General features: G+C 40.0%; 23 protein-coding genes. 2 read left to right on the top strand and 21 right to left on the bottom strand.

Annotated elements, in window-relative coordinates; genetic code table 11:
- Positions 1–63 precede the first annotated feature (63 nt).
- The 9 genes from ACQKMH_RS07455 to ACQKMH_RS07415 all read right to left on the bottom strand — a co-directional run bounded on the left by ACQKMH_RS07455 (position 64) and on the right by ACQKMH_RS07415 (position 8,713).
- Positions 64–1,449, bottom strand: coding sequence for a sigma-54 interaction domain-containing protein (locus ACQKMH_RS07455; protein WP_427586776.1), 1,386 nt, complete (start codon positions 1,447–1,449; stop codon positions 64–66).
- Positions 1,450–1,533: 84 nt separating this feature from the next.
- Positions 1,534–2,382, bottom strand: a complete 849-nt coding sequence (ablB, locus tag ACQKMH_RS07450) for a putative beta-lysine N-acetyltransferase (protein ID WP_427586775.1) — start codon at positions 2,380–2,382, stop codon at positions 1,534–1,536.
- A gap of 82 nt (positions 2,383–2,464) precedes the next feature.
- Entirely contained in the window at positions 2,465–3,736 is a 1,272-nt protein-coding gene (locus tag ACQKMH_RS07445; RefSeq protein WP_427586774.1) for a peptidase, read from the bottom strand.
- A 9-nt stretch (positions 3,737–3,745) separates the two neighbouring features.
- Complete coding sequence (locus ACQKMH_RS07440) at positions 3,746–4,411, bottom strand: 3-oxoacid CoA-transferase subunit B (protein WP_427586773.1); 666 nt, start codon at positions 4,409–4,411, stop codon at positions 3,746–3,748.
- Positions 4,378–5,088, bottom strand: a complete 711-nt coding sequence (locus tag ACQKMH_RS07435; protein WP_427587535.1) for a CoA transferase subunit A — start codon at positions 5,086–5,088, stop codon at positions 4,378–4,380. The genes ACQKMH_RS07440 and ACQKMH_RS07435 overlap by 34 nt, the downstream gene beginning before the upstream one ends.
- Before the next feature lie 2 nt (positions 5,089–5,090).
- Positions 5,091–6,455, bottom strand: coding sequence for an aspartate aminotransferase family protein (locus ACQKMH_RS07430; RefSeq protein ID WP_427586772.1), 1,365 nt, complete (start codon positions 6,453–6,455; stop codon positions 5,091–5,093).
- A gap of 182 nt (positions 6,456–6,637) precedes the next feature.
- Positions 6,638–6,967 (bottom strand): hypothetical protein, encoded by a 330-nt coding sequence (locus ACQKMH_RS07425; protein ID WP_427586771.1) that lies wholly within the window; start codon positions 6,965–6,967, stop codon positions 6,638–6,640.
- A 216-nt stretch (positions 6,968–7,183) separates the two neighbouring features.
- Complete coding sequence (locus ACQKMH_RS07420) at positions 7,184–8,158, bottom strand: S66 peptidase family protein (protein ID WP_427586770.1); 975 nt, start codon at positions 8,156–8,158, stop codon at positions 7,184–7,186.
- Positions 8,159–8,548: 390 nt separating this feature from the next.
- Complete coding sequence (locus ACQKMH_RS07415; protein ID WP_427586769.1) at positions 8,549–8,713, bottom strand: YjcZ family sporulation protein; 165 nt, start codon at positions 8,711–8,713, stop codon at positions 8,549–8,551.
- A 305-nt stretch (positions 8,714–9,018) separates the two neighbouring features.
- Between ACQKMH_RS07415 and ACQKMH_RS07410 the strand changes: the two genes are divergently transcribed.
- Positions 9,019–10,107, top strand: a complete 1,089-nt coding sequence (locus ACQKMH_RS07410; RefSeq protein ID WP_427586768.1) for a GDSL-type esterase/lipase family protein — start codon at positions 9,019–9,021, stop codon at positions 10,105–10,107.
- 51 nt (positions 10,108–10,158) lie between these two features.
- On the opposite strand, the gene msrB is transcribed toward ACQKMH_RS07410, so the two are convergent.
- Together msrB and msrA are read right to left on the bottom strand one after the other, a co-directional pair.
- Positions 10,159–10,587: a peptide-methionine (R)-S-oxide reductase MsrB gene (gene msrB / locus ACQKMH_RS07405; RefSeq protein WP_427586767.1), complete on the bottom strand. Its 429-nt coding sequence runs from the start codon at positions 10,585–10,587 to the stop codon at positions 10,159–10,161.
- Positions 10,584–11,069 carry a peptide-methionine (S)-S-oxide reductase MsrA gene (gene msrA / locus ACQKMH_RS07400; RefSeq protein WP_427587534.1) on the bottom strand — a complete coding sequence of 162 codons (486 nt, stop codon included), beginning with the start codon at positions 11,067–11,069 and terminating at the stop codon, positions 10,584–10,586. Before msrA ends, msrB begins: the two co-directional genes overlap by 4 nt.
- Before the next feature lie 236 nt (positions 11,070–11,305).
- Between msrA and ACQKMH_RS07395 the strand changes: the two genes are divergently transcribed.
- On the top strand, positions 11,306–12,049 hold the full coding sequence (locus ACQKMH_RS07395) for a DUF4397 domain-containing protein (RefSeq protein ID WP_427586766.1): 744 nt from the start codon (positions 11,306–11,308) through the stop codon (positions 12,047–12,049).
- Positions 12,050–12,102: 53 nt separating this feature from the next.
- On the opposite strand, the gene ACQKMH_RS07390 is transcribed toward ACQKMH_RS07395, so the two are convergent.
- The 10 genes from ACQKMH_RS07390 to ACQKMH_RS07345 all read right to left on the bottom strand — a co-directional run bounded on the left by ACQKMH_RS07390 (position 12,103) and on the right by ACQKMH_RS07345 (position 19,936).
- Positions 12,103–12,687, bottom strand: a complete 585-nt coding sequence (locus ACQKMH_RS07390) for a YpmS family protein (protein WP_230160309.1) — start codon at positions 12,685–12,687, stop codon at positions 12,103–12,105.
- Positions 12,684–13,526 (bottom strand): SGNH/GDSL hydrolase family protein, encoded by an 843-nt coding sequence (locus ACQKMH_RS07385; protein WP_427586765.1) that lies wholly within the window; start codon positions 13,524–13,526, stop codon positions 12,684–12,686. The genes ACQKMH_RS07390 and ACQKMH_RS07385 overlap by 4 nt, the downstream gene beginning before the upstream one ends.
- 289 nt (positions 13,527–13,815) lie before the next feature.
- Positions 13,816–14,406 (bottom strand): SCO family protein, encoded by a 591-nt coding sequence (locus ACQKMH_RS07380; protein WP_427586764.1) that lies wholly within the window; start codon positions 14,404–14,406, stop codon positions 13,816–13,818.
- 152 nt (positions 14,407–14,558) lie between these two features.
- The gene (locus ACQKMH_RS07375) at positions 14,559–15,401 is read right to left on the bottom strand and encodes a DegV family protein (RefSeq protein ID WP_427586763.1); all 843 of its coding nucleotides are present in this window, start codon (positions 15,399–15,401) and stop codon (positions 14,559–14,561) included.
- Positions 15,402–15,622: 221 nt separating this feature from the next.
- A complete protein-coding gene (locus ACQKMH_RS07370) occupies positions 15,623–15,868 on the bottom strand; it encodes a DUF2535 family protein (RefSeq protein WP_223255914.1) in 246 nt (81 codons plus the stop codon).
- 154 nt (positions 15,869–16,022) lie between these two features.
- Positions 16,023–16,769 (bottom strand): twin-arginine translocase subunit TatC, encoded by a 747-nt coding sequence (gene tatC / locus ACQKMH_RS07365; protein ID WP_230160299.1) that lies wholly within the window; start codon positions 16,767–16,769, stop codon positions 16,023–16,025.
- Between the two features lie 85 nt (positions 16,770–16,854).
- Positions 16,855–17,046 carry a twin-arginine translocase TatA/TatE family subunit gene (gene tatA / locus ACQKMH_RS07360; protein WP_427586762.1) on the bottom strand — a complete coding sequence of 64 codons (192 nt, stop codon included), beginning with the start codon at positions 17,044–17,046 and terminating at the stop codon, positions 16,855–16,857.
- 193 nt (positions 17,047–17,239) lie between these two features.
- The gene (gene ilvA / locus ACQKMH_RS07355; RefSeq protein WP_427586761.1) at positions 17,240–18,508 is read right to left on the bottom strand and encodes a threonine ammonia-lyase IlvA; all 1,269 of its coding nucleotides are present in this window, start codon (positions 18,506–18,508) and stop codon (positions 17,240–17,242) included.
- A gap of 151 nt (positions 18,509–18,659) precedes the next feature.
- Complete coding sequence (locus ACQKMH_RS07350; RefSeq protein WP_427586760.1) at positions 18,660–19,145, bottom strand: dihydrofolate reductase; 486 nt, start codon at positions 19,143–19,145, stop codon at positions 18,660–18,662.
- Positions 19,142–19,936, bottom strand: coding sequence for a thymidylate synthase (locus tag ACQKMH_RS07345; RefSeq protein ID WP_427586759.1), 795 nt, complete (start codon positions 19,934–19,936; stop codon positions 19,142–19,144). The genes ACQKMH_RS07350 and ACQKMH_RS07345 overlap by 4 nt, the downstream gene beginning before the upstream one ends.
- Positions 19,937–19,991: the final 55 nt, after the last annotated feature.

Raw genomic sequence — 19,991 nt, 5'->3', positions numbered from 1 at the left:
CGAAAATTCACTTGCCATAAAAAAAATTCCGGACTGCAGACTGCAATCCGGATGTTTCTCCATTCAAATATGTTTTTTTATTTTATATTGCAGTGTCTGCCGTGGAATCTGCAATAGCTTCGATGCCTGAAATACATTTCCATTTGTTTGAAGAAGGGCTTCTGTAATCAATTTTGTTTCGATTTCCATCATGGCCTCACGAAGCGGAAGTATTTTTTCTGATGAAGGGGAACGTTTTTTTAAGAACTGGGGCAAATCTTCAAGGTTCAAAACCTCCATCTCCGTATGGTTCATCATGAATTCAATCGTATGCTTAAGCTCCCTTACATTTCCTGGCCAATGATATTTCTGAAAAAAAACCTTTGTCTTCTCATCCATTCCTTTAATGGACAATCCTAATTCCCTGTTAAATATTGATATGAAATGGTCTGTAAGGAGCTCAATATCATCAGCACGCTCCCTTAGCGGAGGCAGCTCATAGCTCAATACATTTAATCGGTAAAATAAATCAGGTCTTAGCTTGTTTTCCGAGACGGCCTTTTTAGGATCTATATTCATCGCTGCCATGATCCTGACGTCCACCTGCACACTCTTAGCGCCGCCTATCCTCCTGATGAATCCTTCTTCAAGCACACGCAAAAGCTTTGCCTGCAAGTCAATCGGCATCGATTGCAATTCATCCAGAAACAACGTTCCCCCGTTAGCTAATTCAAATAATCCCTGACGTTCGACAGCCCCGGTGTAACTGCCTTTAGCCGTACCGAATAATAGCGATTCCAACAAATTTTCCGGCAAGGCTGCACAATTTTGCGCGATGAATGGTTCTTTTCTGCGGCTGGAATCCTGATGGATGCTTTGAACAAAAAGCTCTTTTCCTACACCGCTTTCACCATATACCAACACCGATGATGAAGAACGGGCAGCCTTTTTTCCGTGTGATATCAAGCTTCTGAATAGAGAATCACTAGTTAAGATATCAGTGAACGAATACAGTCCGCTTTTCCCATCCACCTCTTTCTTCTCAGGACTTTTGATTGTCTTGAGCGAGCTTTCCAGGTCAGCTAACCGTTCAGATAGTTGCTTTAGACTTGAATAATCCTTAGCAATTTCTATTGCACCTATCATAAACCCATCAACATATATGGGCAGCGTCGTATTTAGCGTCTCGATGATTCGCCCATGTGCATTTACATACGATTGGCTATAGTTGTAGATTGGTTTTTCGGATTTAATGACACGGAGTAAGGTCGATGATTTGTGATTCAAAGAAGGAAAGGCTTCAAGCAACGGTTTCCCAAGTACCTCACTTCTTTTCATTCCATCATGATTGGCAGCCACTCCGTTATAAAAGATGGTCTGTCCTTTTGGATCAATCACATGAATGCCTTCATCAATGGTTTCTAATATCGCTTCCAATACTTCACTTGTATTAAAAAATTCACTTGGCAAGATATCCCTCCTCAAGTAGGTTCTTGCTAGATGTATATGAGGGAAATGCCGAAAACTTGTCATGAACCGCCTAAAAATGAGCAATCATGTATAATTTTTCACCCAAAGATTCATGTCTTCAAGTTTTTCGAAGATGTAACAATTATTGGCCAAACGTCCGCGATATGAATAACCATGCTGGTGAAGTGCAGCGTTCATGCCGAATGAGAGTGATCGTGCAATTGAATAGATACAATAAATTTCATGCGAAATTAGATAATCTTCAAGCGCTGCAATCAAGTGCTTCATCAAACCGTACTGCCGATGTTCCGGCAATGTTGCACAATCAGTGATTTCCGCATTATGGTAAAAGGCATCAATTTCTGCTGAAGCCGCACTGACGATCTTACCCTCATGGACAAAAATATAAAAAACCGTTCCATTTTCCATGCATTTTTGTACATATACCGGATCATTCATCGGAGTGGGATACACTTTGAATACCTTTCCATACAATTGTGCAAGCTGAAGTGCATCTGAAACTTCTGCCTTTCGCCCTTGATAAGCTGAATGCAAAACATCCAGTTCTGATTTTATCGGCAGATTCAGAACATCGGTGAGGAGTCGATCTTCCTTTTCCCATTCCTCACTGTTTCGCCTATCATTCCTAATATACTTAACAAGAAAGAAACAATCGCTTCCCAAGAAGAACTTATCAATGCTTCCTTCATATAAGAAGCCCTGAGCAAGTAAATCCAGAACATTTTCTTTGCGTGCCTTGAAGATGATTTTCTCTGCCGATATGCCCTTGGCCACCTTCAAAGATTCCTCTATGCATTCTTGAAAATGACCGAGATAATCTTCAACCCTGACCCGCTTATTAAAATGGTCGATCGTAATATGTATGGTGGACCGTGGCTTTTGAATTCTTCTTTCAATAATTCCCGTTTCCATTTGTTTCGCTCCTTTCACATCTATCGATTATTGTAGCAAAAGGCCTGACCCCCTTTTTAGAATCAGACCCATGGGAACATGCTTATTTCTGTTCCACCCCACACCATTCAATAATGGTCAATGCGATGATTTCTGCGGTTTTCATCATTTTATCCACTTCAATATATTCGTTCGAATCATGTGCCAGCTTCGTCTCCCCTGGTCCAAATACAACTACGGGGGTTGATCCAACCGATGATAGATACCCCCCATCCGTCGCCCAAGGGGAGGCTTCGACAAGTGGTTCTTCACCCACCACTTTTTCATAGCATGTGCCAATGGTTTTCATAAGGGAATGATCGATTTCGAGATTGCCAGGAAGCCATCTTGCACCAAACCATTCTAATTCAATCGGTTTTTCTATGAACCATGCATCATTCTGGTTTAGAGCCTCGATTCGCCGTACCAGCGAGCTTTGTGCCTCTTCCATGGTTTCTGTCGGGGCAATGCCGAATCTACCTTCAAGGACGGCCGTATCCGGCACAGAAGAAGGCCAATTCCCGCTTTGAATGCTTCCTATGTTGATTGGAATGGGGATGGTAATATTTTTATAGAGTGAATGTCGAAGTGACTCATTTCTTTCTTGTTCAAGCTTCCTGATTTCTTTCATTACACCAACTGCTTTATCTATTGCACTAACTCCTTCATACCTTGTGCCTCCATGTGCAGACTTGCCTTTTATTTTGAGGCGAAACCACATCGAACCTTGCTGTAAAGGAAATAGTTTCATATTGGTGGGTTCCGGAATGATTGCCCCATCAGCTTTATACCCACGTATGACTGCCGCAAGTGTACCGGCACCGCCGCTTTCCTCTTCAATCACACTCTGAAATATCAAGTCTCCCTTCAATTGGATGCCAGAATCGACGATTGCTTCAATTGCTAGCAATAAAGAAACATTGCCGCCTTTCATATCTGTCGTTCCCCGCCCAAACACTTTCCCATCACTTAACTTGCCGCTATACGGATCATCATGCCATGCGGCATGATCTCCTTCGGGAACGACATCAATATGTCCGTTTAAAATAAGAGATTTCCCCTTGCCGGTTCCTCTTTTAATAGCCACAAGGTTCGGATTTCCTTTAAAATCCCTGCGATCACAATAAAAATGAGGATGCTTTCTCAATTGTTCATCTCCGATTTCCCATAGATCTATTTCAAGACCAAGCTGTCTGCACTTCTCGACTACAATGGCTTGTGCACTCCCTTCTTGCCCCCTCTTGCTTGGTTCCTGAACCAGTTTTTGCAATAGCTGAACCCCATTCATCCGATGTTCAGTCAACCATGTTCTTATTTTTTCCTCATACATATCCATTCTCCTCTCTCATTCTTTTAAAATATGGATGTTTTCAGAGACGGTAAACGAGGCTTCGGTCCGATTCCTGATTTCCCGGATATTGGACGTTTCAAATACATCCGTTAATAGGAGGCCTTCTGAAGTTACAGAAAACACGCCTAGTTCCGTGATGATCATATGTACGCATCCTTTGGCAGTTAACGGCAACGTACATTTTTTGACTAATTTAGACATCCCCGATTTATCAGTATGCTCCATCAGGACGATGACCTTTTTTGCCTTTGCAGCCAGTTCCATGGCACCACCCATACCTGGCACCCTCTTACCCGGGACAATCCAATTTGCGAGATCTCCCTCTTCACTTACTTGAAGGGCACCAAGAATCGTGATATCCACCTTTCCGCGCCGTATCATTCCAAATGCAACCGAGCTGTCGCAGTAAGATGCCCCGGCTCTAATGGTGATCGGTAGTCCCCCTGCATTGCAAAGATGCGCATCTTCCTTCCCCCTTTCAGGTGAACTGCCCATTCCCACGAGGCCATTTTCAGCATGAAACATAACTTTATGGTCATGCAAAAGATGATTCGGTACAAGTGATGGAATGCCAATTCCCAAATTGACCAGCATTCCATCGCTTATTTCTGCTGCTGCACGTTTCGCTATTTTATTTCTATCTCTGGTTCCCAAACCCATTTCCAATCGACTCCTTTTGACGGAATGATATAATCCACAAAAACACCCGGTACAATGATGTCCTCTGGATCCAGAGAGCCAAGGGGAACGATCCGCATGGCTTCGACTATCGTGATTTGTCCGGCCGTAGCCACGAGTGGGTTCGTATTCCGTGCGCTTTTATCAAATATCAGATTTCCATAAGGGTCTGCCATATCTGCGTAAACAATTGCGATATCGGCCGTTAATGCCTGTTCCACCAGATAATTTTTCTTATCTATACTAACGGTTTGCTTGCCGTCCCGAACGATATCGGCGTCAATGCCAATATCAGTCAAAATCCCTCCTAGCCCCATCCCTCCGGCCCGGATGCGTTCGATGAGCGTCCCTTGCGGAGAAAACTCCACTTCAAGCTCACCATTGTTCATTAATAGTCCTGCATTTGGATTGGAACCGATATGGGAAACGATGATTTTTTTCGCACGGCGTTGCGTGACCAGTTTTCCGATTCCTATATCGGGGAAACCTGTATCATTCCCTATCAAGGTTAAATCCTTTATACCTGATTCCAAAATCAGGTTAACTAATCCCGGAGGTGTCCCTATGCCACCGAATCCCCCATAAAGAATGGACTGATTATCTTTAAAAAGGGGGAGGACATCCTCCAAACGACAAATTTTCCCGAAAGTATTTTCCAACACTATGACTCACTTCCTTGTTCGGATGGCCGTTTTCCTATGGACTCATTGAATTGCTGAAAAGTTATATCAACCCTCATTAACAATTCGGCACATTCCTCTTCCGATATCGTTAAAGGGGGGGAAATAATGATGGCTGCCCCTGTTACACCGTCATGGCCTGCTGCTGCAGGGTACAGGAGGATTCCATTTCTACTACCCAGTTCAATCATTTCATTTGTCACATTGGCTTCTTTTGGAAATGGGGCCTTCGTGGCCTTATCCTGGACAAATTCGATGCCGATCAATAAACCCTTGCCGCGGATGTCACCGATAAAGGAGTACTTCCTTGCTATCTTCTTCAGCCCCCTAATCAGGTCTTTCCCTCTATCGGCTGATTTTTCGACAAGTTCATTCCTTTCGACATATTCTAAAACGGCTAAAGATACCGCACACGACAATGGATTCGCACTAAGCGTATGGCCTCCGATAATTGACCGTGAGCCTTTCATGATTGGCTCCATCACACTTTTGGTCATTACTGCGGCAGCAATCGGGGTATACCCGCCACTCATGCCTTTACCAAATGTTACGATATCAGGTTCTACATCCCAATATTCGGAAGCAAGCATTTTACCGGTTCGGCCAAAGCCCGTCATGACTTCATCGGCAATGAATAAAATGTCATTCTCCTCGCAGATTTTCTTGAGTTTTTGAAAGTAACCATCAGGAGGAACGATGGCAGCCCCCGCTGCGCCGATGACAGGTTCTGCGATGAAAGCCGCTATATTTTCACTGCCAATACGCCGGATAGATGCTTCCAATTCCGAAGCACAGGCCATTCCGCACGTATGGGAATCAAGTTGAAGTGGACATCGGTAGCAATATGGAGGAGAAACTGAAGGATATGATTCAAGCATTGGAGTAAACCGTTCCCGGCGAATCGGATGACCAGACATCGAAAGAGCCCCCATTGTGATGCCATGATAGCTCATCCACCTCGATATGATTTTTTGTTTCTTGGGCTTCCCTTTTTCCTGCCAATGCTGAATGGCAATTTTCAAGGCAGTTTCAGTCGCTTCAGAGCCGCTGTTTACAAAAAAGCTATAAGTCAGGTCCCCTTTGGTTAATTCAGCAATTTTTTCGGCAAGTTTCTCTGCAGCCTCACTGGTAAATTGAGAACGATATACAAATGAAACCAATCTAGCCTGTTTTTCCATTGCTTCATAGATTTCCTGAACACCATGGCCAATGTTTGCAGTGACAGCACCGGAAGAAGCATCCAGGTAATCCTTTCCTTCTTTATCGTATAAAAATACTCCCTGACCATGACTGATAGTCGGGTAGGCTCCACCCAAAACCGGCTTGATCAATGAAGACTGCTCCATTAGCCCACACTCTCCTTCTGTTAAAAAACAAATGCAATATAGTAAAGTGTATGTCCAGAAGAAGGGAATCTTGCTAAGGAAATTGACCTATGCTCGTAAAGTGAGTAAATTCTTGGTACCAAGGAATTTGTCTAAAAAAAGGGGACAAAAAAAGTGTATCCGCAAGAGATACACTTTTTTTCTTACAATGCGCTAATTAGTTTTCCTTCACGAACTGACTCCAAAAAACTTTCATCCTTTAAAACAGCCAGCACATTTTTATAAAAAGCAGTTTTATCAATAACTGAGGTATGTACATATTCATACTCTTTTAAAGATGGATGACGCAAAACATTTTTCATGCAGGAATGACAAACTTTTTTTGTTCCTAACTTATAGTAGTTCAAGTTACTTGCATCCCCATTAGAAGTGTCTTCGTTACAAACGAAACACGTATGGCTCACACGGCCTTTTTTATTATACTCGGCCAAAACCCCTTCTAAACGTATGGATGCGGGAATTGTTAATAACACATAATCACCTTTTCTATTTTAAATCTCTTAGTATTATATCAGAAAAATATAGAATTTGAACAATTAGACTCATATTCCCTAATAATGCATGGAATATTGGACAATTTCCAGAGAAGATAAGAGGAAAGACTCCTAAAAAACACCAAAAACGAATACTATATTTATATATATTCGTTAAAACACCGTCCACTTTTTGAACGGCGTCTTTATTTTGTTTTATGAATCGATTTGTATCGTTGTTTTACCGTTCTTAACCTTCATAACAGCTTTTGAACCGACCGGCACCGTCACAAATGGATGAACATGGCCAAAATTGGCATTAGCGATCACTGGTATGCCATTTATTTCCTTTTTGGTTGCGATGATTTCCTGTAAAGCATATTCAGTCATACCGGATTCCTTTTGGAAACGGCCTATTACGATTCCCTTAATCCCACTTGCATCGGGCTGATGCAGCAATGATTGTAAATCCCGGTCAAAACTGAATGGATGGCTTTCTTCGTCATCTTCTATGAACAGGATACTGTCTTGCAAGGATGGCATAAACTCGGTACCTTGTAAAAGATTGAGTGTACAAAGATTCCCCCCAATGACCGTTCCAGACGCTTCCCCTTCCTGAATGACCATATATCCTGCATTCGGGTGGAAAGTTCGATCATCCTGTTCTAAATGCCAAGAGTCATCACTCCACGTTTCGCTTGGCTCAAGATAAAAACCTTCACTTTCGATTATGGCCTTTTTAAAATGTTCCATCGTATATTCCAGGCCTGCCTTCATCCCGAACGTCGAGAAATGGGGACCTGAGTATGTAGTCAAGTCAGTTTTTTTATAAATAGCCAATAAGATTGCGGTTATATCACTATACCCCATCAATACTTTTGGATTTTCCTTAATCAAATCGTAGTCAATATATCGTAACAATTGGTTGGCATTATAACCTCCGATGGCTGTAAAGATCCCCTTTACATTCGGATCCCTGAACGCCTCATGCAAATCCTCGATCCGATCTTCAATCGAATTCGAGAAAAAGTCATCATGGAACAAAGCCGTTTTACCATATGTCACTTTAAAACCAAGCTCCGTCAATCTTTCTTCTGCCAATCTGCGTTGTTCCCCTTTGACGATCGCCAAGCTTCTCGAAGGCGCAATAACGCGAATTTCATCCCCTGCTTGTAAACGGGAAGGTTTCATATCTTTATCCCCCTAAATTAATAACATAATCGTTATTTTAGCAGAAATGAGGAATAAATAAAAATCAATAACCTTAAGTACTGACAGTCTGGCAACTCCATGTAATGAGGATTCTATCATTCTTTTTTTGCCATCTCCCTTACAAAAACAACCTAGATGTCCCGATTGCCCCCCAGTTCCTCTTTGCTTCGTTTTCCTCATCATTGGGCATCCTTGTTAATCGCGTTTTGCATGTATTTAAAATTTGTAATGTATCGCTTGTCCTGTTACATAGTAATCTTCATTTTTACGTACAACAACCTTTCGAGTCAGAACGATACGCTGTCCAATTAAATAATCCCTTACAGTAAGAAAAGACCAGCTTTTTCAACTGGTCTTTGGGTTATTCAATTAGCAACAGAATGAAGCACCGATGATAATCAATAGAATGAACAAGACCACGATTAATGCGAAGCCTGATCCAAATCCACAGCAACCGCCGCCGTATCCGCCGCCGTATCCACCTCCACCATAACCGTACCCTGGTCCTGCAAAATTTCCACCATATCCGTACATTAAGATTCACTCCTTTTAGAATTCTGATTTCTCTTTACACCTTACCATATGTCAATACGCCCGCCTTGGTCTGTGCATTTGCCTATTTTTCTGGATTTAAGAAAAAACTTTCGAATGAGCACCTTCATCATCGTTACTCATTAAATGGGTCGATCAAATATAACTATGAGAAATGACAAAAAACGTTTCATATTTATTGTGTTACTTTTAATTTAGGATATAATAAGGAAGAAAAAATTCTTAGCCTCTTTAAGCTATCTCATTCCTATAATAGATACATAAAAGGTTAATACGGGGGAACACAATTGAAAAAGAAAGCAAAATCCTTCATCCCTTTCGCTGCAATCGCCACGATTCTTCTAATCAGCTATATCCTTCAAAAAATTCCTAAAACATATGGATCAGATGATTCGATAAATGTTTATCAAAAATTCCAAACAGGCAAGCCCATTCAGTATCTTGTTATTGGAGATAGTATTGGAAGAGGATCAGGAGCTGAAACTCCTAATCTAACATGGTTCAAACAGTTAGAAAATAAGATGTATGAAAAAAATGATATCCCTTTCCACGGGGATTACGTGGTCCAAAGCGGATCCACTGCTTTTGAAGGTCTATTTAAGCTTTCCCAAAGAAGGCAGCATGACCATAAGGATTTGATTTTCATCGTATTCGGTGAAAATGACCGCAAGTATATGAGTGTCGATGATTTCACAATGACGTATGAAGCATTAATCAGAGAGACAAAACGTCTCCATCCTAATGCAGAATTATTCACAATAACTGAAAGTTCCTTGAAATTCAAGGAATTTGGATCTGCCATCAAACTTTTATCCAAGCATTATGGTGCAACGAATGTGGATATGCGCCCTATATTCAAGGATTCAGGATATACGGAAAAACAGTTGACTAGAGATTTGATTCATCCAAATGGCCTGGGCTATAAATTTTATGCCAATGCAATTTATGATCACTTCCTAGATAATATAAAGCAGGAGAAGACCGTTGCAGGCCTTCCCCCTAAACTTCATGCCCATTCTGATTTAGATTTAACGGAAGTTGACCACTATGTAAAAATGAAAGGTTTCCGTCCAATGGGGGGGTATTTTACAAGTAATGAAAAAGGCAGTGTAATTGAATATAACTTCAAGGGAAGTATTCTTGGTGTTAAACTGCTTAGAAGTCCTGATGGAGGGGAAGTAAATGTACGGATCGATGGCAATGAAATCACGACTTTGAATACATGGTGGCCATTTGCCCGTGAAAGGTATTTATTTATCACCAATGAACTACCTCCAGGTTCACATACGGTCCGTTTTGAGGTAACTGCCAGAACAAATGCAATAGATCATATCACCTTTCCATATGTCCGGATTGCGTCTATCATCACCGATTAATTCCCGCAAAATAGATAAACCCCCTATCATCCAATGATAGGGGGTTTTCAGTCAATCAAATAGCTTCTTGTATTCTCCGTATCCTTCTTTTTCAAGATCTTGGAGCGGGATGAATCTCAAAGAGGCAGAATTGATGCAATAGCGTAATCCCGTCGGTCCCGGCCCATCATTGAAAACATGACCAAGATGAGAATCGGCTTTTTTTGAGCGAACCTCGATTCTTCTCATACCATAACTCGTATCGAGATTTTCCACCACTTCCTCTTCTTTTACCGGTTTGGTAAAGCTTGGCCAACCGCAGCCTGAATCGAACTTTTCTTTTGAAGTGAAAAGCGGATCACCTGAAACGATGTCCACATATAACCCTTCCTCCTTCAGGTTCCAGTATTCATTGTGAAAAGCTGGTTCCGTTCCACTATTTTGGGTGACTTCATATTGAATTGGTGAAAGTTTCTGTTTTAATTCTTCTTTACTTTTCATTTTTTTTCCCCCCAATGATGTTGGATAAATGCTTTTCGTCCTGATCCAATCGAATATCTTTCATAATGCTCAGGTTGCTTTTTATAATAATGCTGGTGATAGGTCTCAGCTGGATAAAACGTTTTGGCTGGTATTATCGGCGTTACAATCGGTTTGGAAAATTTCCCGCTCTCCTGCAGCCTCGACTTGGATGCCTCAGCAATTTCACGTTGGTTTTCGTCATGATAAAAAATGGCAGTTTGATAAGAACTTCCCCGGTCATAAAATTGCCCGCCAGCATCGGTCGGGTCAATTTGCTGCCAAAATAACTCGATTATATTTTCAAATGGATATACGTTTGGATCGAATGTGATCTGTACAGCCTCATAATGTCCCGTGGTTTCTGAGCAGACTTCTTTATACGTGGGACTTTCCGTTGTCCCGCCCGTATAACCCGAGATGACGGATTCGATACCAGGCTGTTCATCGAAAGGTTTCACCATACACCAGAAACAGCCACCTGCGAATGTTGCTTTCTCCAATTGCTTTGTCAAATGAAAAATCCTCCTTTTTTTACAAACCATCATTGAAAGCATTTTAACGCTTTTATTTTGCCTTGTAAAATAATATGCCGACCAATCCTTCTAACGAAAGCGTTTCTTTCCCATTCAATGGTTGACACATGCCCAAGCATCACACCATATGATAGCTCATAATGGAAAAATGAGAGGTGTTGGAAATGAGCGATAAACGATCATATTTACAAAAAGCTGTAACTTATGATTTACTATCGTCTTATTATAAGTACAGCAATCCACATCTGCATGATTATTATTACCATAAGTACTTGAAAAGTCTTGAAAAAGCAAGACAACAAATAAGATATGAACATATGAAGGTCCTACTTCCTGCACAAGTACGCATTTTACATGCTGCTCCAACAGCTCCCCCAATTGATATTTATGTAAATGACATGCCTTTTCTCAAAAACTTTTCATATAGAGATAACAATGGATATTTACCATTCGCCCCCGGCAAGTACCAATTGGATTTATACCCCAGCGGGCAATCCACCTCACCCCTGCTAAGCCGTAAAGTGGGGCTTGAAAGCGGGAAATCCTATACCGTGGCCGCCGCATTGTCTTATGAATCGGTGAAGACATTAACTTTCGAAGATAATCCATTTGTTCCTAAAAATGAAGCCAAGATCCGATTCATCCATCTATCATACCCATTACCGTCAGTCGATATTGCCGTCAAAGATGGAGATGTCGTATTTGAAAATCTCCCCTTCAGGAAAGCAAGTGAATACCTTAATATACATCCCATGATCGTTGACTTCGAAGTGAGGAAAGCAGGGACAAAAGAGATTATCCTTTCACTTCCTAACAAGGATTTCCAGGGAAATACCTCCTCAACCATTTATATACTAGGGTTAAAACGGGAATCATCGACGTTAGAAACCCTAACGTTATCCCCATAAATGGATAAAAACCAGGAAACATTGATCCTGGTTTTTAATCGATTTAATCACTATCATTGCAGTGATGAGGGGATGGTCAATAAAAATGAAATGTCATCATTTTCAAGATCGAATTTTTTTGCCTTAACCCTAATGTCACTTTTCAATTCCATATCCTGTAATGACACATAAATACTTTCGTCATTGGGGCTAATGCTTACCCAATCCGGCATGTTATAACGCTCATTTATTAGATTCATTACATATGAAACAGGAAGGTTCATTTTTCCGACAGCAATGGATTTTTGCTTAAGGATCAAATCCCCATTTTTTTGGGCTATTGGTTCAAAAGTTAATTTCATTTCTACTTCACGATTGAAGAATGGCATGGTTCCATATAATTCGACTACGTCCGTTAAATATACTTCGTAATGAATGGATCCCGTCAATCCTTCTTTATCAAGATACTGGTTGATTAACCTTGTCAAATCTTCCCGATTCGTATGGATTTGAAATTGGATATCTTCTTCGTGGCTTACTTTTGGTATCAGCTCATCATCTTTAGTCGGTAGATTAACTAAAATCAGAACAAATAGGATGACCAGGATGTTTAGGGCTAATAGGGAAATAAACAAAGCCTTCCATTTGACATTTGTCATTCTTGGTCATCATCTCCTTTGGCACTTGCCTCCAACGTGTCCTTTCCAATTGTGGTTATATCCATGTCATTATAGATTCTTGTCGCGATCAATTCATATCCTCGGTCATTGGGATGAAAATAATCCTCTGCATAAAGTAAATCTTCCTCGGAATTCTTGAAAATATCTGCTATTTCAATAAAATAGGCTGAATCATATTCTTCTATAATCTCTTTCCCACTTTCATTCCATTCATTCATGATCATATCAAGTTCATAAAAATCTGCGAACCATTTGGAAAATGGATTGTATACGCCCACAAGGTAAATTTGGGCATGGTCATTTTCGGAGCGCACCTTATCAAGTATCTGCCTTAATCTTTTTTCATACCCTACCTTTGCCGATTCAAACTGATTCAGTTCCAAATTCGAGAAATTCTGTTTAAAGACCTTCATGATATCATTTCCACCGATTGTGACAACAATCGAATCTGCTTGTTTTATGTCTTCTTTAATCCTAACCTTATCCAGTCTTTTCAATAGTTGGTCGGTCCTATTTCCACGTATGCCATGATTTATCATCTCTACAGAAGTAATGGATGGTTCTTTTTCCAGCTTATTTTGTAAATAAGGCAGATAGCCGCCATTATCTTTGCTATCACCGACCCCTTGAGTCAAGGAATCGCCAATCGACACGATTTGCACAGGATCCGGGAAAAAGCTGGCAGGAATAGTTTCCTTTTCACTCAGCTCTATTATGCTTTTCTGCTGAACGGATGGTTGATTTGAAGCTGTTTCACTTTGACCGCAACCTGAAATCCAAACTATGCATATGAAAAGACAGGTGATTCTGTACCTCATGACCCTCACCTTCCTACCCATATATTATATCATGTAGAAAACGAAAGATTGCAAACAATATACCTTCATTGCACATCTAGGTAGAGCATTCCTTCCTATACACTATGAAAAATGCAAGAAATTAAAGCTAGTCCTATAAAATTTAGCATGTACTGTGCAGGTAAAATCATTCTTCCCTTCCGCTGTTTCTTCAAAAACTAAATCCGTTATTTTCACTATCGCAAATAGGCTCTTTTAAAAAATCAATAAAGAACAAAAAAAAACAGAAAGAACAGGTCAATTAACCTGTTCAATAATTCTGTAATATTTTAATATGCTTAATGATTTCATCAAAAGGAATATCCTGCAGACCTGTGTAATCCCTAATGATTTTTCCATCTTGATCCATTAGAAAAAAGCTTGTCCCATGAATCACCTGATCTTCTGCTTCAGGTTTTTTGACGATTGTTTTAAAGTTATCCAATGCAAACTGCTCGATTTCTTCCTGACCATAACCGGTTAGAAAATGCCAGTTCCCGTAATCAACGTTAAATTGATCTCCAAACTTTTTTAAAACATCCGGCTTGTCAATATCAGGATCTACAGAAAAAGAAACAAACTCTACATCTGATATACCTTCATCCTTCAATTGCTGTTGCAGCTTCGTCATATTGGCAGTCATGGGCATACAAACTGTCTCGCAGCTAGTAAAAATAAAATCCGCCACCCAAACCTTTCCTTTAAGATCACTTTTTGAAAAAGGCTTGCCTTCCTGATCAATATAACTAAAATCTTCCAAATCCCAATTTTTAGCATCAGGTACTCCATTGGAACCGCATGCAGTTAAAAGCAATAAAATTGAAGCCCCCATAGCTGCCATAAGCAAATGCAGCTTTCTCATCCCTACCCCGTCCTTTATGTATAAAATATTCTGTTACTTCATTAATTTTAACAGACCAATAGGCATGAGAACAGCAACACTTTCAACGAAATAAAGACATTTATAAAAATGTTAAGGACCTTACTGCAATAGACATATTTCAATCGGCTTTATCAGTCCCAATAATACATGATCGCCATGGCACCTTCACCTGTATGGGTACTGACGACGGCAGTGGTTGCTTCTATTTTTATGTCATGAAAACCCGATAATTCTGAAATGGCATGGCGGACTTTATCTGCAATTTCAAGTCCATTTGCATGTACAAAACCAATACTCCTAACTTTTTTTCCTTGAGTATCTTCTTTGAACTTCTTGATGATGAACTTCACGACCTGTGACTGGCTTCTAGCTTTGGAAACAGGATTCAGTACACCATCATCCAGTAGCGCTATCGGCTTTATGTGCAATAATGAACCGATGAAAGCGGAAACTTTACCAATCCTTCCACCCTTAACGAGATTATCTAGTGTTTCTATGACAATGATCAAACTTGACTGCTTTTTAATCTGTTCAAGGCGATCGATTATCTCTGCTGCGGATTTCCCTTCCTTCGCCAGTTTCGCTGCCTCGATCACTTGAAAGGACATAGCCTTGGAAATGAATTTCGAGTCCAAAACGGTGACCTCCGCTTCAGACATGCTTGCTGCGCTCTCCGCTGAGCGTACAGTGCCGCTCATACCACCTGTCATATGAATGGAAATGATCTCACTGCCGTCCTTACCAAGTTCATCGTACACCTCCACAAATGTACCTACGGCTGGCTGTGAGCTTTTTGGAAGTTCTTTTGACTGGTTCATTCTTTTCAAGAATTCTTCTTGTTCGATTTCAACCTTATCTAAAAAAGTCTCCCCATCAATAAAGATCGATAAAGGAACCATTGTTATATCATAATATTCAAGTTCTTCTGGTGTCATATCCACTGTTGAGTCTGTTACAATCTTAACTTTATTCATCATTACACATCCCTAGATTAACATATCTATTGTATTATACCTATTCAAGGTAGGCATTCAAACCAAAGGTTACTTTTTTGCGGAAGAATCATTATTGAACGAAAAGATTACACAAAAAAAGACCATCCCATTAGCTAACCAGAGCATGCCGCATTATTCGATATTGCATGAAATTCGTGGCATCTCTTTTATAGGAGAAGTTAGCTATGGAACAGTCCAGATTAAGCATTATTGAGTAAACTCCCAAAAAAAAGCTTGTTATAAACAGGCCATTTGAGTACGGATGCTAAATAATGCTTGAATGAGTAATTTTCTTTATGATCTTTATTAGCAAAAACTTTCTTTACGAATACTTCCAAACGCACGGTCAACATAAAAAAATTCGGATCACTTGGCAGTAAGACAGGTATTTCTGAAATTGTGACCTTATGTCCAAAACAATCTTTGAATTCCAAGCATTTGAACATCAAAATATCAATCCTCATTTTTAACCGATTGCTTACATTATACACAATAAATCAAAAAGTATAAATATTCAAATGTATAAAAAAAGGACAAATCCTGCCTGTCTTCCATTAAAAAAAGACCCATAAGGGCCAAAAGCCTTCATGAGTCCTTTTATCATATACCTTCCTCGTAGTTGCTTTCCCGCAAGCTTTCACGCTTCACCTTGCGTTTATAGACGAACTTGGATAATGAAATACTGACTTCGTATAACAACAGTAGTGGAACCATTACCAAAAAGTCTGACATAAAGTCGGGCGGCGTAATCGAAATCGCTATGACCACAAGTACAAAGTAAGCGTACTTTCTTAATTTTTGAAGCACATATGGATTAATTATCCCAATGGAGGTCAAAAACATAGTAACGACAGGAAGCTCGAATAAAACAGCAAAAGGTATTGTCATATTAAAGACGAATGAAAAGTATTTATCCGCTGTAAAGCTGGTTATGAACATCCCATCACCCAATTCAATCAAAAATTGAAGAATGGTCGGGAAGATGACAAAATAACCAAATGCAAGCCCTCCGATAAAAAGCAAGAAAAGTGCTGGTATATAGGAAAGGGTCGCTCTTACTTCATTTGGCATCAAAGCGGGTTTAACGAATAACCAGATTTGCAGCGCTACTATCGGAATCGTTGCAGCAATGGCTACAACCCCTGAAAGCATAAAGTAAATCCAGATAATATCACTCGGTCCCAATACCATCAGGTCAAAATCAAGATCCTTCACAAACCAATTATAAATCTCTTCCACATAAATAAAACTGGCGATAAAAAAGATGACAAAAGCAACCGCAGTAATGATAAGCCGTTTTCTCAATTCATCGAGATGATCGATGATATTTAATTCTTTATCTTCCAAAGTTGATCACGCCTTCATCTGAAAATCCGTATCTTTGTTCCAGCATAAAGGCGTAAGACGATTCCATCTTACGCCCAGCATTCAATCATTCATGATTTTTTTGTTGTAATTTCTTATCATCTTCATAATCACCTTTTGTCAAATCGTTCGTGGACTTTTTAAATTCACGAAGTGTTTGCCCAAAAGCACGGCCAATCTCGGGAAGTTTTTTCGGACCAAAAATTATTAATGCCAAAATTAAGATGAGAATTAGACCAGGTACTCCAATGTTTGACATGGATACATCCCCTTTGGTGTTGTAATAAGACTTATTCCGATTATAATACCATTTCCAACCATTTGAAAGTAAACCCGCAATTCGTCATATAATGGTAACAATTATCGACATTCTGCTCGTAACGGCCGGTCAGGTAGAATAAAATGTAAAAACATAAGTATTATTCTATCCTAATTTATCATTTTGTCCATGATTAAATCAATAAGTGAAATAAATTACTGTCTTTATTGACCTCAACGAACGAAAATCCTTTTTTGTTCATTCTTTGAATAAGTCCATCATAATCATTTTTATATTTTAGCTCTATACCAACAAGGGCCGGACCACTTTCTTTATTGTTTTTCTTCGTATATTCAAAACGGCTTATATCGTCATTCGGTCCTAACACCTCATCAAGGAATTCCCTTAAAGCTCCAGCCCGTTGTGGAAAATTCACGATAAAATAATATAGAAGTCCTTCATATAGTAATGATTTTTCCTTAATTTCCTGCATACGACCAATGTCGTTATTCCCTCCGCTGACCATGCAAACAACCGTTTTGCCTTTGATTTGTTCTTTGTACAAATCCAAAGCAGCTACAGATATAGCCCCTGCCGGCTCAGCGACAATCGCATGCTGGTTATATAAATCGAGTATCGTCGTACAGATTTGCCCTGAAGGAACGACAACGATATCTTCCAGGTTTTCCTTACAGATTTGATATGTCAGCTGACCTACGCACTTGACAGCTGCCCCGTCAACAAATGTATCGATGTTTTCAAGTTCGGTAACTTTTCCTTCCTTGAACGAATATTTCATCGAAGCAGCATCTTGAGGCTCCACCCCAATGCATTTCGTTTTTGGTGAAACCGATTTGAAATAACTTGATACCCCCGCCATTAATCCGCCACCACCGATAGCTGCGAATACATAGTCGATTCCATCTTCACAATCATTCAGGATTTCAACAGCGGTCGTACCCTGACCGGCAATTACCTTTTCATCGTCAAACGGATGGATAAAGGTACGTTCTTCTTCTTCACAGCATTCCATTGCCATCGCAAACGCATCATCGAATGTATCACCGATCAGGACGATTTCCACATTATCCCTGCCGAATAACTGAACTTGATCGACCTTTTGCCTTGGTGTTGTGGCAGGCATATAAATTTTTCCGTGGATACCTAATTGACTGCAAGAAAAAGCAACTCCTTGTGCATGGTTTCCTGCACTGGCGCAAACGATCCCGTTCTTCGTCTCTTCCTGGGTCAAACTTTTCATTTTATAGTAAGCCCCTCTTAATTTAAAAGAGCGAACATGTTGAAGATCCTCGCGTTTTAAATAAACATTACATTCATATTTATCAGAGAGCCTCTGATTTTTTTGTAATGGAGTATGTAAAACAATCTCTTTCAGTTCTCTATAGGCAATTAGAATGTCTTCCAATTGAATCCCCCTATTCATAGATGCAGTTTGATTCATATTAATCCCTCATTTCCTTCCTAATCAATTCAATCATTATAGCACTTTACTGTTATTAATGTAATTGATTTTTCTAAAAATTCTTTCTTTTGTTCATTCTACACCAAAAAAACCCGATTATGGTCATTGCCCCATAATCGGATTTTGACATTTATTTTTTTTGCAGAATAATAAAATCATGTGCATATCGATTTTTTTCATCCATGATGCCCTGGATTGAAGAGATTTTATCCCATTCTTTTTCATTAATCAATGGAAAGAAAGTATCACCTTCAAAGGTTTCATGAATTTCCGTTATATACAATCGGTCGGTAACAGGCATGATTTCTTTAAAGATTTCGGCTCCGCCAATCACGAAAACTTCCTTATCACTGTCGTCTGCATACGTTTTGATTTGTAAAATATCATGTAAAACTACGCAACCTTCGGCTTTAAAATCCTGATTGCGGGTAACGATGACATTTTCCCGGCCAGGCAGTACCCTGCCGATCGATTCGAATGTTTTTCGACCCATGACGATTGGATGGCCCATCGTCACTTTTTTAAAATACTGCAGATCTGCCGGTAAATGCCAAGGAAGTTGATTGTTTTTCCCTATTACTCGATTTTGATCCATAGCCACTATTAACGAAATCATATGCTAACCTCACCTTTTATATGAGGATGGGCTTCGTAATTTTCCAGAACGAAGTCCTCGAAGCTAAAATCAAAAATATTTTTCACTTCCGGATTTATTTTCATGGTAGGCAATGGTTTCGGATCACGTGTCAACTGCAGTTCCACTTGTTCAAGGTGATTAGAATAAATATGGACGTCCCCAAAAGTATGTACAAATTCCCCAACTTCCAAATCACACACCTGGGCAATCATCATTGTTAAGAGCGCATACGAAGCAATATTAAAAGGAACACCTAAAAATACATCCGCTGAGCGTTGATATAGCTGGCAGGAAAGCTTGCCATCAGCCACATAGAATTGAAAGAAGGCGTGGCACGGCGGCAAGGCCATCTCGTCCAATTCTCCAACATTCCAGGCACTCACTATCAATCTTCTTGAATTTGGATTCGTTTTGATTTGGTCGATCAATTCACTGATTTGGTCGATTTGCCTGCCATCTGCAGTTCCCCAAGAACGCCATTGATGACCATAGATCGGACCTAATTCACCGTTTTCATCAGCCCATTCATTCCAAATGCGTACGCTATTATCCTGAAGGTAGCCAACATTTGTATCCCCCTTCAAAAACCATAATAGTTCATGGATGATCGCTCTTAAACTAACCTTTTTCGTTGTAAGGACAGGGAAACCATCTTTTAAATTGAATCTCATTTGATATCCAAAGGTACTGATCGTGCCTGTTCCGGTACGATCGCCTTTTTGAGATCCATTCTCGAGTACATGTTTACATAAATCTAAATATTGCTTCATGATAAACCACCTTTTCTACATTCATTCTCCTTATTTTAACGTATAACCGCCCATA

The sequence above is a fragment of the Peribacillus sp. NPDC097895 genome (assembly GCF_050277555.1).
GTDB lineage: Bacteria > Bacillota > Bacilli > Bacillales > DSM-1321 > Peribacillus.
This window is presented reverse-complemented; position numbering and strand designations above follow the sequence as displayed.